Annotated in this window: 8 protein-coding genes and 1 CRISPR repeat array (1 of these 9 cut by a window edge); of the genes, 5 read left to right on the top strand and 3 right to left on the bottom strand. The window is 54.9% G+C overall.

Annotation, left to right across the window (positions count from 1 at the left end):
- Nucleotides 1-2,752: direct repeats of the CRISPR family, unit length 36 nt; unit sequence GTTCCGGCCAGAGCACAAATCCCAATCTGCTAAACT (it extends 188 nt beyond the left edge of the window).
- Between the two features lie 394 nt (nucleotides 2,753-3,146).
- From cas9 to cas2, 3 genes are read left to right on the top strand one after another with little or no spacing between them, the layout of a single operon-like run.
- On the top strand, nucleotides 3,147-6,251 hold the full coding sequence (cas9, locus tag V8J88_RS17855; protein ID WP_338845585.1) for a type II CRISPR RNA-guided endonuclease Cas9: 3,105 nt from the start codon (nucleotides 3,147-3,149) through the stop codon (nucleotides 6,249-6,251).
- Nucleotides 6,248-7,186, top strand: a complete 939-nt coding sequence (gene cas1 / locus V8J88_RS17850) for a type II CRISPR-associated endonuclease Cas1 (protein WP_338845584.1) — start codon at nucleotides 6,248-6,250, stop codon at nucleotides 7,184-7,186. Before cas9 ends, cas1 begins: the two co-directional genes overlap by 4 nt.
- Nucleotides 7,186-7,512, top strand: coding sequence for a CRISPR-associated endonuclease Cas2 (gene cas2 / locus V8J88_RS17845; protein ID WP_338845583.1), 327 nt, complete (start codon nucleotides 7,186-7,188; stop codon nucleotides 7,510-7,512). Before cas1 ends, cas2 begins: the two co-directional genes overlap by 1 nt.
- A gap of 13 nt (nucleotides 7,513-7,525) precedes the next feature.
- Here the strand turns inward: cas2 and V8J88_RS17840 are convergent, their stop codons facing one another.
- Together V8J88_RS17840 and V8J88_RS17835 are read right to left on the bottom strand one after the other, a co-directional pair.
- Nucleotides 7,526-8,206 (bottom strand): GntR family transcriptional regulator, encoded by a 681-nt coding sequence (locus V8J88_RS17840; protein WP_338845582.1) that lies wholly within the window; start codon nucleotides 8,204-8,206, stop codon nucleotides 7,526-7,528.
- Nucleotides 8,207-8,466: 260 nt separating this feature from the next.
- A complete protein-coding gene (locus tag V8J88_RS17835; RefSeq protein ID WP_338845581.1) occupies nucleotides 8,467-9,402 on the bottom strand; it encodes a dihydrodipicolinate synthase family protein in 936 nt (311 codons plus the stop codon).
- A gap of 266 nt (nucleotides 9,403-9,668) precedes the next feature.
- Here V8J88_RS17835 and V8J88_RS17830 point away from each other — a divergent pair, with 266 nt between their 5' ends.
- On the top strand, nucleotides 9,669-10,157 hold the full coding sequence (locus tag V8J88_RS17830) for a DUF6265 family protein (RefSeq protein ID WP_338845580.1): 489 nt from the start codon (nucleotides 9,669-9,671) through the stop codon (nucleotides 10,155-10,157).
- A gap of 471 nt (nucleotides 10,158-10,628) precedes the next feature.
- On the opposite strand, the gene V8J88_RS17825 is transcribed toward V8J88_RS17830, so the two are convergent.
- Entirely contained in the window at nucleotides 10,629-10,910 is a 282-nt protein-coding gene (locus V8J88_RS17825) for a hypothetical protein (RefSeq protein WP_338845579.1), read from the bottom strand.
- Here V8J88_RS17825 and V8J88_RS17820 point away from each other — a divergent pair.
- Nucleotides 10,897-14,034, top strand: a complete 3,138-nt coding sequence (locus tag V8J88_RS17820; protein WP_338845578.1) for an SdrD B-like domain-containing protein — start codon at nucleotides 10,897-10,899, stop codon at nucleotides 14,032-14,034. The two genes, V8J88_RS17825 and V8J88_RS17820, sit on opposite strands and share 14 nt — an antisense overlap.
- The last annotated feature ends 20 nt before the right edge of the window (nucleotides 14,035-14,054 follow it).

Genomic DNA, 14,054 nt, shown 5'->3' with positions numbered 1-14,054 from the left:
TCAGCATGCGGTTCCGGCCAGAGCACAAATCCCAATCTGCTAAACTGCGATACGGAGGCAGGGCAGTAGTTGTCCCGTTCCGGCCAGAGCACAAATCCCAATCTGCTAAACTAGCAAGGCGCTGGCGCACTTCGGCAAGGCGGTTCCGGCCAGAGCACAAATCCCAATCTGCTAAACTCGGCCCGGTAAATGTTGCTCCAGCCAGCTGGTTCCGGCCAGAGCACAAATCCCAATCTGCTAAACTGACGCCAAACGCGCAGGCGATCACTGCGCAGTTCCGGCCAGAGCACAAATCCCAATCTGCTAAACTCGCCCAGCCGGGGTCGGGCGTAAATACTTTGTTCCGGCCAGAGCACAAATCCCAATCTGCTAAACTCGCGCGGTGCTTTTGTCTGTGTGCGCCTGTGTTCCGGCCAGAGCACAAATCCCAATCTGCTAAACTCACGCCCTTCAACTGAGTACTTGTACATGGGTTCCGGCCAGAGCACAAATCCCAATCTGCTAAACTTCAAGCAGGGCTTGATGCTCGGATTGAATGGTTCCGGCCAGAGCACAAATCCCAATCTGCTAAACTCAGGCCGGCGAAGTCGATCTTGCCGAAGGTGTTCCGGCCAGAGCACAAATCCCAATCTGCTAAACTCGCAGCCGTGAACAATAGCGGCACATCGCAGTTCCGGCCAGAGCACAAATCCCAATCTGCTAAACTGCACGCAGCACGAAGCCGATGCAATCCGCGGTTCCGGCCAGAGCACAAATCCCAATCTGCTAAACTCTGGGCAGTTCTGCATGCGCTCGGAAACGAGTTCCGGCCAGAGCACAAATCCCAATCTGCTAAACTGAAAAGGCGCGGCAGTACTATGACGCCGATGTTCCGGCCAGAGCACAAATCCCAATCTGCTAAACTAAACCCCGACGGTACGCCACCCATACATGGGTTCCGGCCAGAGCACAAATCCCAATCTGCTAAACTGTGACCCTGCCCACGCTGACGAAGTATTACGTTCCGGCCAGAGCACAAATCCCAATCTGCTAAACTGAATTAAAATATCGAGGGACAGTCAACATAGTTCCGGCCAGAGCACAAATCCCAATCTGCTAAACTATATCGACAGAATCTATAAGAGATAAAGCTGTTCCGGCCAGAGCACAAATCCCAATCTGCTAAACTTAGCAGATATTTTAAGAGTTGTTCCACTCTGTTCCGGCCAGAGCACAAATCCCAATCTGCTAAACTAGCGTCATTTTCTGGCCGGCTTCGTTCGTTGTTCCGGCCAGAGCACAAATCCCAATCTGCTAAACTCTTTTGCGCTCATTCCCGCACCCCGCCGCGGTTCCGGCCAGAGCACAAATCCCAATCTGCTAAACTCGTCCGGCCATTCAAGTATCATCATGATATGTTCCGGCCAGAGCACAAATCCCAATCTGCTAAACTACGCAGCGTATTTGGCTACCGAACCGGGCAGTTCCGGCCAGAGCACAAATCCCAATCTGCTAAACTACGCCGGCCCGTGTATGTCCCATATTTCCCGTTCCGGCCAGAGCACAAATCCCAATCTGCTAAACTGGCTTTGCCGCCCGCTTGCCAGACCTTTTAGTTCCGGCCAGAGCACAAATCCCAATCTGCTAAACTTGCTCACGCACCACTTTCACAGCTTGCGTTGTTCCGGCCAGAGCACAAATCCCAATCTGCTAAACTTATTTGAGCTGGCTTTGCGCAGCGGCCCGTGTTCCGGCCAGAGCACAAATCCCAATCTGCTAAACTCTGGGCAGTTCTTCATGCGCTCGGAAATGAGTTCCGGCCAGAGCACAAATCCCAATCTGCTAAACTGACAGGGATTTTTTAAGAATGTATTTGGCAGTTCCGGCCAGAGCACAAATCCCAATCTGCTAAACTGCGCTGGGCGCCGCAGTCCTTGGCATGCAAGTTCCGGCCAGAGCACAAATCCCAATCTGCTAAACTCTGGCGCTGCCGTCCTGGCGCTGCCGTCCTGTTCCGGCCAGAGCACAAATCCCAATCTGCTAAACTCATGCATCGGGCATTATGCCTGACACAATGGTTCCGGCCAGAGCACAAATCCCAATCTGCTAAACTGCCGCCTTGCTGCCCCCCGTAGAGCGCCATGTTCCGGCCAGAGCACAAATCCCAATCTGCTAAACTGAATTAAAATATCGAGGGACAGTCAGCATAGTTCCGGCCAGAGCACAAATCCCAATCTGCTAAACTTGATTCTCTATTTAATTTTTTTCCTACGCTGTTCCGGCCAGAGCACAAATCCCAATCTGCTAAACTCCGGCGCCACGTTGGTGTGCCACGTACACGGTTCCGGCCAGAGCACAAATCCCAATCTGCTAAACTCGCGGCTTCACAGTCCAGCGCTGCGGCTTGGTTCCGGCCAGAGCACAAATCCCAATCTGCTAAACTCCATCTGCGCGCCGTTTCGAGTCGGGTTGAAGTTCCGGCCAGAGCACAAATCCCAATCTGCTAAACTACAAGGCCAGCTGCAACCGATCCTTGTGCGGTTCCGGCCAGAGCACAAATCCCAATCTGCTAAACTCGCGCAGTCGATACAGACAACGGCAGCGCCGTTCCGGCCAGAGCACAAATCCCAATCTGCTAAACTCCGCCAATGAGCGACGCGATGACACCAGCTGTTCCGGCCAGAGCACAAATCCCAATCTGCTAAACTGAAATTGATCTGCTGCGGGCAACTGGGCAGTTCCGGCCAGAGCACAAATCCCAATCTGCTAAACTAGAACGCCAGTAAGCCCTTGATTATTCAAGGGCTTTTGGCTTTTTGGGTGGCGAAAAAATACTCTCATAGGCTGGTTTTGAGGATGTTTTTAGCGGATTTTTTCAAGCATGGCAGCTGTTTTCTGGCGTGAGACGTGACAAGGGCCGCATATAGCGGCCCTTCATTTGGTGCATCCAGAGGATACTTGTTAGCGTCCAGAGCACAAATCCCAATCTGTTAGTGGCTTGAAGTCTATGCATTCGTCCAGCCCCTGTCAAGCATCTTTCTATTGATTGCTTTACTGTCGCCAGATGGCAACAAAAAGTGTGTTTTGCTCCCACTTTACTCTCACCTTGAGTAGAATTTCTGTCGGTTATTTGATGCGTTGTACTGCTAACTGTCTTGTCTGGAGAGATGATGGCTTTACGTTACCGTTTGGCGTTGGATTTGGGTGCGCAATCGCTTGGCTGGGCTGTGCTGAAGCTCAATGATCAGGATCAAGTCAGCGCTATCGTGCGTTCAGGTTCACGTATTTTTCATGATGGACGCAACCCCAAGGACGGAACTTCTTTGGCAGTCACCCGGCGTAATGCCCGCGCCATGCGGCGCCGGCGTGACCGCCTCTTGCAACGTAAATCCAAATTTATCAATGCCTTGGTGCGCCATGGCTTTTTCCCCGACGATCTGGAAGAGCGCAAAGCGCTCGAATTGCTGAACCCTTATCAATTGCGCAGCGAAGGTTTGCGCCGCGCCTTATCGCCAGCGGAGTTTGCGCGTGCATTATTTCATCTCAATCAGCGGCGCGGCTTTCAAAGCAATCGTAAAACCGACACCAAAGACGCCGAAGATGGCTTGATGAAGCGTGCGATTAAGGCATTGCAACAGGAGTTAAGCGCAAACGCGGCAGAAAATACCGGCGATGCGCCGCACACTTTGGGTGATTGGTTGTGGCGGTGCCAGCAGCGCGGCCTGGATGTGCGCGCGCGCAGCAGCGGACAGGGCAAACAAAAAGCCTTCAGCTTTTACGCCAGCCGCGCGATGGTGCAAGCCGAATTTGATGCGCTTTGGCTGGCGCAGCAGCGCTTGCATGCGGGTTTGCCGGATGCACATATGTTTTCTCAGGAAGTGCGTGAAACCTTATATAGCATCTTGTTTTTTCAACGTCCTTTGAAACCGGTGCAAGCAGGGCGCTGCAGTCTGTTGCCCGATCTGCGCCGTGCCCCACTGGCGCTGCCTTCTACCCAGCGTTTTCGGATCTGGCAAGAAGTGGCGAATTTGCGTTTGCTGGATGCGCAATTGCAAGCCCTGCCTCTGAGTCTGGCGCAAAAAAACACAGTGGCGCAATTATTGGAAAGTAAGGCGCGCATCAGTTTTGATGCGATACGCAAGTCTTTGCGTTTGCCCAGCGATGTGCGCTTTAATCTGGAGGATGATAAGCGCAAAGAACTGAAAGGTAATTTGAGCAGCGTGGCTTTGAGCAAACCTGAGATGTTTGGCCAGGCATGGTTCAGTTTGTCTGCGGATATGCAAGAACGGATCGTGCAAAAATTACTGGACGAAGACAATGCGCAGACTTTGATTGACTGGCTACAGCAAGCCTGTCATGTTGATGCGGAACAAGCTGAGCGTATCGCCAATTGCAGCCTGCCACAAGGTTATGGCAATTTGAGTCAGGAGGCGCAATTGCGCATCTTGCCGCAGATGCAGCAAAACAATCTTGATTACAGTGCGGCCACAGAGGCCGCCGGTCTGGGCAGTCACAGCGCATTGCAGCATGGGCAGCAAACCGGGGAGTTATTTGAACGCTTGCCATACTACGGAGTGGTGCTGCAAAGGCATATTGGCTTCGCCCGTGACAATCCGCGCAATGAGGAAGAGCGTTTGGGCAAAATCGCCAATCCGACGGTGCATATCGGTCTGAATCAAGTGCGGGTCGTGGTCAATGAATTAATCGAATCTTATGGCAGACCGGCGCAAGTGGTGTTGGAAGTGGCGCGCGAACTGAAACAGAGCCGTGAGCAAAAGCTGGAAATTCAAAAACAACAGGCAGCGCGGCAAAAGCGCAATCAAATTCTGCTGGTGGAAGCTTGCGCTATTCTGCAAAGACAGCCAGACCACCTGGATGGCGCCAGCCGGCGCGAATTGCTGCACAAAATGCAGTTATGGCAGGAATTGAACCCGGCGAATCCTTTGCAGCGCTGCTGTCCCTATACCGGCGAGCTGATTTCCATTCAGCGCTTGCTGAGCGATGAAGTCGAAATCGAACATATCTTGCCGTACAGTAAAACCCTGGACGATAGCTTGATGAATAAAACGGTAGCCTTGCGTCGGGCAAATCGCATCAAGCGCGAAATGACGCCCTACGAGGCATTTGGCGCCAACAGTGTGCCAGGTTTCGTGTATGCCGATATGGTGGAGCGCGCCAAAGTCATGCCGGCTTCCAAGCGAAAACGCTTTGCGCCGGACGGTTTGCAACAATGGTTGCAGCATGAGGGTGATGATTTTCTGGCGCGCGCACTGAATGATACTGCCTACCTGTCCCGCATTGCGCGGGAATATCTGTGCTGTCTGTATGCGCCTTCTGAGGGGCAAAAAGTGTGGGTCTTGCCGGGGCGCATGACGGCGATGATTCGCGGCAAATTCGGTTTGAATGAATTGCTCTCAGGCAGTGAGGAGAAAAACCGCAATGACCACCGCCATCATGCGCTGGATGCGATGGTGATCGGTGTGATTGACCGCAGTCTGTTAAACAAAATGGCGCAGGCGCATTCGCGCGCCAAAGAAAAAGGTATGCAACGTCTGTTGGACAAGCTGGAATACCCTTGGCCCACATATCGAGACCATGTGGAGCGCGCCTTGCATGCAATTTGGGTCAGTCAGCGGCCAGATCATGGGTGGCAGGGGGCAATGCTGGAAGATAAAGCCTGGGGTTGGGATGCGAAAGGACAAGCACATCGGCATGACTGGGGTTTGGATGGAAGCAGGGTTAAGCAGGTGGCTAACAAAGAGTTGATCAAAATCTATGCTCCGAATCAAATTTCGCGCCATGGCATTGATGAGAACGGGCATGCGCGTCCCTATAAGGGTTATGTTGGCGGGAGCAATTACTGCATTGAAATTTGGTGTGACGAGAGGGGGCGTTGGAAAGGTGATGTGATATCGACTTTTCAAGTATATGCATTAATGCGAAAGGAAGGTGAGGTGCAGGGGCAAGCACGTTTGCGAGATCCGAACATGACCTTGTCCGGGAAGCCTTTGGTGATGCGATTAACAAAAAAAGATTATTTACGTCTGCAAATTGATGGTGTGACAAAAACGATGTTGATCGCATCGGTGCGTGGTAATGGGCAGATTTATATGGCGCCACATCAAGAGGCGAATGTGGATGCACGGGATGCTGATAAAAGCGATCCTTTTTCCTACGTTTCAAAGATGCCCGGTTCCCTGCAAAAAGCCCAAGCCCGCCGCTGCACCATCAGTCCTGCCGGGCGCTTGCATGATCCCGGGTGGCGCGCATGAGTTGCGGGCGCATTGTCGAAGTTGCTGATGACAGGCGTCATCTGTCCTTGTCGCGTGGCTTCATGCAAGTGCATGAAAGCGGAGTGGACGGGCGATTACTGGGACAGATCCCGCTTGACGATATCGCCGCTTTGATTGCGCACGCGCACGGTCTTACTTACACCAATAATTTGCTGGTGGCGCTGGCTGAGCGTGGTGCGCCGTTTGTCTTGTGCGGAGCCAATCACATGCCGGTTGGCATGTTGTTGTCCCTGGATGGGCATTATTTGCAAGGCGGGCGGATTGATGCGCAACTGCAGGCAAACTTGCCTTTGCTCAAACGCTTATGGGCGGAAATTGTAAAAGCAAAATTGCAGCAGCAAGCTTGCGTGCTGGCGTCGATCGGACAAAATGATGTGGTTTTACTGCAATTGGCGCGTAAGGTGAAGGCTGGCGATCCGGACAATCTGGAAGCGCAGGGCGCGCGCAAATATTGGCAAATGCTGTTTGGCCCAGAATTCAGGCGTAATCAGGAAGGGGATGGCGAAAATGCAGCTTTGAATTACGGCTATACCGTCCTGCGTGCTTGTGCTGCGCGTGCTGTGGTGGCTGCGGGTTTGCATCCCAGCATTGGCTTGCATCATTCCAACGATCAAAATCCAATGCGGTTGGTGGATGATTTGATGGAGCCGTTTCGTCCCATGATCGATTTGCAAGTGTTGTTGTGTCAGCGTCAAGGTTTGCTGGAGCAGGGCTTGACGCCGGAACTCAAGCGCAAACTGGTCAATTGCCTCTATCACGATATGCAAACCGCGCAAGGTGTGACGCCGATGATGTTGTGCATACAGCGCCTGGCGACCTCCTTGGCGCAGGTGTTTTGCGCCGAGCGCGATAAATTGGAATTACCCCTGCCCGGTTTGGCGCTGGATTTGGCTGCCAGCCTGGAGCAAGGCTGATGTTATCGGGTTACCGCATCATGTGGTTATTGGTAATGTTTGATCTGCCTGTACTAAGCAAAGTGGAGCGCAAAGCCGCCAATGATTTTCGGCATGCTTTGCAGGATATCGGCTTTGAAATGGTGCAACTCTCTGTGTACGCGCGTTTTTGCGCCAGCCAAAAACAAATGGAAACCCTGTGCGGCAAAATTCAATCCAACTTGCCGCCTGGCGGGCAAGTCAGCATTTTGCAATTCACTGACAAGCAATACGAGCGTATTTTATGTTTTCAGGGGGGCGCTGCAGCTCCGCCACAAGAGGCGCCTGAGCAGTTTGCACTGTTTTAGCCAGCGCCACCGCTCACCCCTCAATCACCTTGCGCGTCACCGATTCCAGATAATCCATTAAGGCGTCAGAGTCGCGCACGGCGGCTTGTTCATTGCCGTCCACAATCGACTGCGCCAGTTTCAAATGCAGTCTCGCGCCCTGTTCGACGTCGCCTTCATGCTGATAGGCGTACCAGAAGCGGCGGCATTTGATCACCAGCGGCACCACCGCCGCCACGGCGGAGGGATTGCGGCAGGCGCTGTGCACGGCGTGGTCAAGCGCCTGGTCGGCTTGCATGTAAAACGCTAATTCCTGTTTGGTGGCGGCTTGCACCATTTCTTCGCCGCAGCGCAAGATGTCCTGCCGTTGCGGCGGACTGGCGCGCCGCGCGGCGCTGGCGGCGATGAGGCGTTCCAACACGCGCCGCGTTTCTAACAGGCTGATATGGCCGGCGGCCTCAATATCGCTGATGATCAGGCCGCGCCGGGGGAGTTGCACGATCAAGCCATTGGTGGTCATGCGCATCAAGGCTTCGCGCAAAGGCGTGCGTCCCAGCCCCGTCATTTCTATCAGTTCGGCTTCCACCACCGGCACCCCGGGTTTTAACTGCAAGGTGACGATCAGGTTTTCCAGAACATCATAGGCCACATCGGCGGCGCGCATCTTGGGGCGCGCTGCGGCGCTCATGCGGGCTGGCTGCATCACGGTCGGCATAGCGGTTTCCGTATCTGTATTGAATAGCAAGGAGCAAACGCGCATTGTACCGTGTTTGCAGCTGCGATTGTGCGGATTGCCATAATGCAAATGCGGATAGCGGTATCGTATGATAAAAATGGCAAGTTTTACTGAGGCTGGCGCGCGCCTTGTCAGCTTGCCGCCGCACAATAAAAAATGGCCGGGCTGCTGCAGCCGGCCATATAAAGCGAGGAGACTGCCGGCGCATGCGCCGGCACAGCAGTACCACTTGGCTGTGATTAACGCGCGCCGCGCCAACCCAGTTCAAGCAGATTCGGACGATTGGCCAGCGCATTGCGCACCACGCCAATCACTTTTTCACGTTCGGCCCCGACCAGCGGCTGGCGCGGGCGGCGCACATTTTCATTACCCACGCCGACCAGCGCTTCCACCAGTTTCAGGTTTTGCACCAGCTTGGTCGAGACATCCAGATGCATCAGCGGCATGAACCATTGATACAGTTTCAGCGCGGCATCATATTGTTTGGCTTGCATCAAGTCCCACAGTGCCACGGTTTCCTGCGGGAAGGCGACGCACAAGCCGGCCACCAGACCATCCGCGCCCACGGCCAGACCTTCATAGCTCAAATCATCCACCCCCATGAAGATTTGATAGCGGGCGCCGACTGCATTCCGCAGGTCTGTCACGCGGCGCACATTGTCGGTGGATTCTTTGATCGCCACCAGCAATTCGCAGTCTGCCAGTTCGGCAAAATCAGCCGGCGTCAAATCCACTTTGTAGCTGACCGGATTGTTATACACCATCACCGGTTTTTGCCCGGCGCGCGCGATATCGCGCAGATTTTCTTTGGCTTCACGCGCATCGGCGGCGTACAGCACGGAAGGCATCACCATAAAGCCTTGCACGCCCATCTTGGCGGCTTGCTCAACAAAGCGGATGGCGTCACGGCTGCGCGTGTCCGAGACATTGGCCAGCACCGGCACACGGCGGTCGGCCACATTCAGCGCGGTGCGCGCCACGTCCAGCCGCTCTTCCAGCGACAGGGTGGAAGCCTCGCCCAGCGAGCCGCCGGTGATCAGGCCGTGCACCCCGTTGTCGATCTGAAAAGCGAAATGTTTTTCCATTTCTGCAAAATCCAGATCTTCGTTTTCCTTGAATTTGGTGGTCACCGCCGGATAGACGCCGCGCCACGGGAAGCTTGCTTGCTGGCTCATATTGTTCTCCTGAATATCTTGTGAGGTTGAAGGGACTGCCGGCGCTGGCCCTTGTCGCTGCGATGTAGGCTGTCCATGTATTGCATTGTAGAAGCATTTAAATATATTTGCAATATACGGAAAGAATTTTGTGCACAATGCAAGTCATGTTTGCGTAGGGGCGGGGGCGGCGGCGATGCAGAAAAATGCATCATTGCCGGCTTGCGCCAAGGGCCGGGCGCAGGCTGTTAGAATGGTTTGCCGGCATGTGCCGGAAGGAGAAAAGAATGCGGGCATGGATGGGTTTGCTGTTTTTTGCAGCAGCGGCAGCGGGTGCGCAAGAGGCGCCGCCTGTGGCGCGCGAGCAGGCGTGGCGCGATGCGGCCTGGTTGAGCGGCTGCTGGCGGCAGGAGGGCAGGGAAGACGGCTCATATGAATATTGGATGCCGCCCGCCGGCGGCAGCATGCTGGGCATGGCGCGCACGGTGCGTCAGGGCAAAACCGTGGAATATGAATTCATGCGCATACATCAGGATGAGAAGGGGCGGCTGGTGTTTACCGCGCAACCCTCAGGACAGCCGGCTGCCAGCTTTGTGCAAAGCGGCAGCGGGCCTGAACTGGTGTTTGAAAATCCGCAGCATGATTTCCCGCAAAAAATCAGCTATCAGGCGCAGCCCGGCGACAAGCTGTTGGCGCGCATTTCCGGTGTGCGTAACGGCAAGCCGCGCAGCATGGAATTTCCCATGCAGCGCATTGCCTGTCCTGGCGCGCGCTGATCTTGGCGCAAGTGAAAGGGGCCGGTCTGGCCCCTGATTGCCGTCCCGCTGTGCTTTAGGCACTCCACTTCCTGCTTGCATGAACACTGTGCGGCGCGCCGTTTGAGGCCGGGCCGGGGGCAGCAGTTTGCGCTGCGGATTGACTTTTCATGTGATTAATCTATTTGCAGATGGTATTTTTGCTGGCTGTGTGCGGGGAGTGTGGGCGGCGTGATGAGGGGTAACGGTAAATCTGAATGATTGTTTTAAAATTAATTTGTTTGTATAATTGAAAACATATCCACAAGCTTAATGAACAGGATTTTCAGTGCCTGTCGTACTGTGGAAAATACGAACTTGCTTTTTTTGCGATTAAACGGGTTTGGAGCGTTTTTTTAAAATTTTGGCGCGACACACTTTGTTTTGCGTTTTGCCATTCTGAGGCTGTTTTTGTGGGTTTGAGAGGGGGTGTAAGATTTTAGAGCGCTTGCTTTAAAACAACTGGATTGCTCGTGGGATAACTTTTGCTATAATCGCGGCAGCTTTGAAATGTAAGCGCAGTTTCAGATTTGACCGGACTTGCTTGTGCCAAGTGCGGATGGATGTTTGAGCAGATAACTGACGCACTTTCTGCCGCATCCCCAGCCTTACCCCCGGATTCGGGCTTGTGCCCAAACCTAATTTCCATTTTTTGCCATACACCACTTTGCCAGCGTGCGAAGAAGCTTGTGTTTGTGCCGTTTTTTCATCAGGAGCCAGCTTGTCTACTATCAATCTTTCCACTGCGGTGCATGTCTGTGAAGATACAGAACGCAACTTCAATATCCGTGATTTGCTGACCCAGGCTGGTTACACCGGGGTGGGTGATTTGAACATCGAAGGCATGGCGGTGCTGCTGCCTAACGGTGATGAAAGCGAAGGCAATACTCCCTTGTTCGGCCTGCTGGATGGGCAAAATGTGTATGTGCGTCCGGGCGCCTGGGCCGCCAACTGGTATGGTTCTTTCAGCACGCTCGAATTGGTGGTGAATCTGGGCGACGGCGACGCCATCACCCTGGATTTGCAAGTGATTATTGATCCGGTGAATGATGCCCCGGCCGCTGCGGACAAATCTTTTGATCTGTTGAATGGCAATAGCGTGGTTTTGAGCGAAGCCGATTTCGGTTTCCATGACGATGTTGAGCAGCATGCTTTCCAATCCGTCGTGATCACCAGCCTGCCGCCGGCCGGCAGCCTGCAATTAAATGGCGTGGCGCTGGCCGCCGGCGCTGAAATCGCCATCGCTGACATTCGCGCCGGTCATCTGGCGTTTGTGCCGGATCAAAATGTGGCCGGCAATTTCGCTGTCGGCTTCAAAGTGCGCGATGCGGGCGGCACGGATGGTTGCAACGCCAGCGACCTCAGCCTCAGCCCCAACTATCTGACTTTTAATGTGCCGCCGGCCCATCTGGGCGATTTTGTCTGGCACGATAAAAACGCGAATGGCGTGCAAGACGCGGATGAAAGCGGAATCGCCGGCGTGGTGATGCAGCTCAAAGATGCGCAAGGCAATGTGGTGGCCAGCGCCACCACCGACGCCGCCGGCGCGTATCAGTTTGATGTCAATCCGGGCGCCTATACGGTGTCTATGCAAACCCCGTCCGGCTACAGCGTGAGCGCGCAAAACCAGGGCGGCGACAGTGCGCGCGACAGCAATTTTGACGCCAACGGCAACAGCGGCTTGATCACCCTGGCCCCCGGCGCGACTGACCGCACGATTGACGGCGGCTTGTACAAAACCGCGCAATTGGGCGATCGCGTCTGGTTTGATCACAATAAAAATGGCGTGCAGGATGCCGGCGAAGGCGGCGTGGCCGGCGTCAAAGTCAGCCTGCTCGACGCCAATGGCGCGGCCACCGGCATGGTGACCAGCACCGACGCCAATGGCAACTATCTGTTCGCCAATCTGAAACCCGGCACGTACAGCGTGCAATTTGACAAAAACAGCCTGCCTGCGGGCTACGCCATCACCGCGCGCGATGCCGGCGGCAATGATGCGGCTGATTCCGACGCCAATCCGACAGATGGCAAGACCGCGCAAGTGACCCTGGCTTCCGGCGAAAGCAATCTGAGCCTGGATATGGGTTTGCAAGCTTTGAATGCGCATATTGGCGACCGTGTCTGGTTTGACGCCAATGGCAATGGTCTGCAAGACCAGGGCGAAGCCGGAATTGCCGGCGTCACCGTGCAGCTGAAAAACACAGCCGGCGCCGTGGTCGCCAGCACTACCACCGACGCCAACGGCATGTATGGTTTTGATGTCGCCGCCGGCAAATATTATGTCTCGGTGAAAGCCCCCAGCGGTTACTACGTCACCAGTAAAGACGTGGGCGGGAATGAGGCGAATGACAGCGATATCGACGCCGCCGGCAACACCACCCTGATCACGCTGGCCCCGGGCCAGGTGAATAACAATGTCGATGCCGGTTTGTACTCCAAGGCCAGCCTGGGCGACTTTGTGTGGGAAGACAAAAACGCCAATGGCGTGCAGGAAGCGGGTGAGCGCGGCCTGAGCGGTGTCACCGTGCGCTTGCTGAATGCTTACAACCAAGTAATCGCCACCACCGTCACCAATAAAGACGGCAAATATCTGTTCAGCAATCTGAACGCCGGCGATTACCGCGTGGAAGTGGTGCAGCCGTGCAATTGGTATTTCACGCGTCGCGATGTCGGCAATGATGCGCTGGACTCCGATGTGGATGGCTATGGCCGCACTCAGCTGGTGCGCCTGAATTATGGTGAAAACAATCTGAGCCTGGACGCCGGCCTGTTCCGCACCGCCTGCATTGGCGACAAAGTGTGGCGCGACCGCGACCACGACGGCGTGCAAGACTACAATGAAGAAGGGATCGGCGGCGTCAAAGTCATGCTGTACAGCGCCAGCCACCAATTGCTGGCCACCACCTACACCAATTGCAACGGCAACTACTACTTCGGCAATATCACGCCGGGCGCGTACTACCTCAAATTTGACAAAACCAATGTCATTTTTGCCGGCGTCAACATGAATAACTGGAAGTGGGGCGTGAAGAACGTCGGCAATAACGACCAGATCGACTCCGACGTGAATGGCGATGGCGTATCCAAAGCGAATGTGACGAATACCGATGTCACCTTCCTCGAATCCGGCGAAAGCGATATGAGCTGGGACGCCACCATCACCCCGATCGTGATCGACCTGAACGGCGACGGCGTGAAGACGATTGCGCGCGCTGATTTCCAGGGCAGCTTTGATCTGCTGGGCAATGGCGAAGCGATTCAATCCGGCTGGGTTTCCGGCAATGACGGCTTGCTGGCGATTGATAACAATCAAAATGGCCGCATCGACAATATCAGCGAATTGTTTGGCGGCGTGGAAAAAGGCGCCGGCTTTGCCAAGCTGGCCAGCTTTGACTCCAACGGCGACGGCCAGGTCAATGCGCAAGATGAACGCTTTGCCGAATTGCGCATCTGGCGCGACGCCAACAGCAATGGCGTGACCGATGCTGGCGAATTGCTGGGTCTGGATGAGGCCGGCGTGGCCAGCCTGATGGTGCAATTCAAGGAACTGCCCTTCCTCGACGCCAACAACAATTTGCATCTGGAGCGCAGCAGCGCCACCCTCAGCAATGGTCAGTCGGTCGATATGACTGACGTGTATTTCAATGTTGATGCGCAAGACGCGGCCAAGGCCGGCGTCAGCCTGCCGAATATGGCCGAGTTGCTGCGCGACGACTATGCCTTGGATGCGTTGGTGGGCCAGGCTGCGGCCCCGTTGCAGGCTCAGGCGGTATTGGAGCAAGTCCAGGTTTCATGCGATGCGGCGGAAGCGCTGCGCCGCGTGCTGGCGCAAGCCGAAGCCATGCCGGCGCATGCATGATGGCAGTACGAGCACCCTGT

The sequence above is a fragment of the Massilia sp. W12 genome (assembly GCF_037300705.1).
In the GTDB taxonomy this organism is placed as follows: Bacteria; Pseudomonadota; Gammaproteobacteria; order Burkholderiales; family Burkholderiaceae_D; genus JACPVY01.
The sequence above is the reverse complement of the archived record's forward strand: the minus strand, read 5'-3'. Positions and strand labels throughout refer to the sequence as shown.

Coding starts and splice junctions, on each gene's coding strand:
- cas9 (WP_338845585.1), top strand. CDS start 3,147: ATGATGGCTTTACGTTACCGTTTGGCGTTGGATTTGGGTGCGCAATCG.
- cas1 (WP_338845584.1), top strand. CDS start 6,248: ATGAGTTGCGGGCGCATTGTCGAAGTTGCTGATGACAGGCGTCATCTG.
- cas2 (WP_338845583.1), top strand. CDS start 7,186: ATGTTATCGGGTTACCGCATCATGTGGTTATTGGTAATGTTTGATCTG.
- V8J88_RS17840 (WP_338845582.1), bottom strand. CDS start 8,206: ATGCCGACCGTGATGCAGCCAGCCCGCATGAGCGCCGCAGCGCGCCCC.
- V8J88_RS17835 (WP_338845581.1), bottom strand. CDS start 9,402: ATGAGCCAGCAAGCAAGCTTCCCGTGGCGCGGCGTCTATCCGGCGGTG.
- V8J88_RS17830 (WP_338845580.1), top strand. CDS start 9,669: ATGCGGGCATGGATGGGTTTGCTGTTTTTTGCAGCAGCGGCAGCGGGT.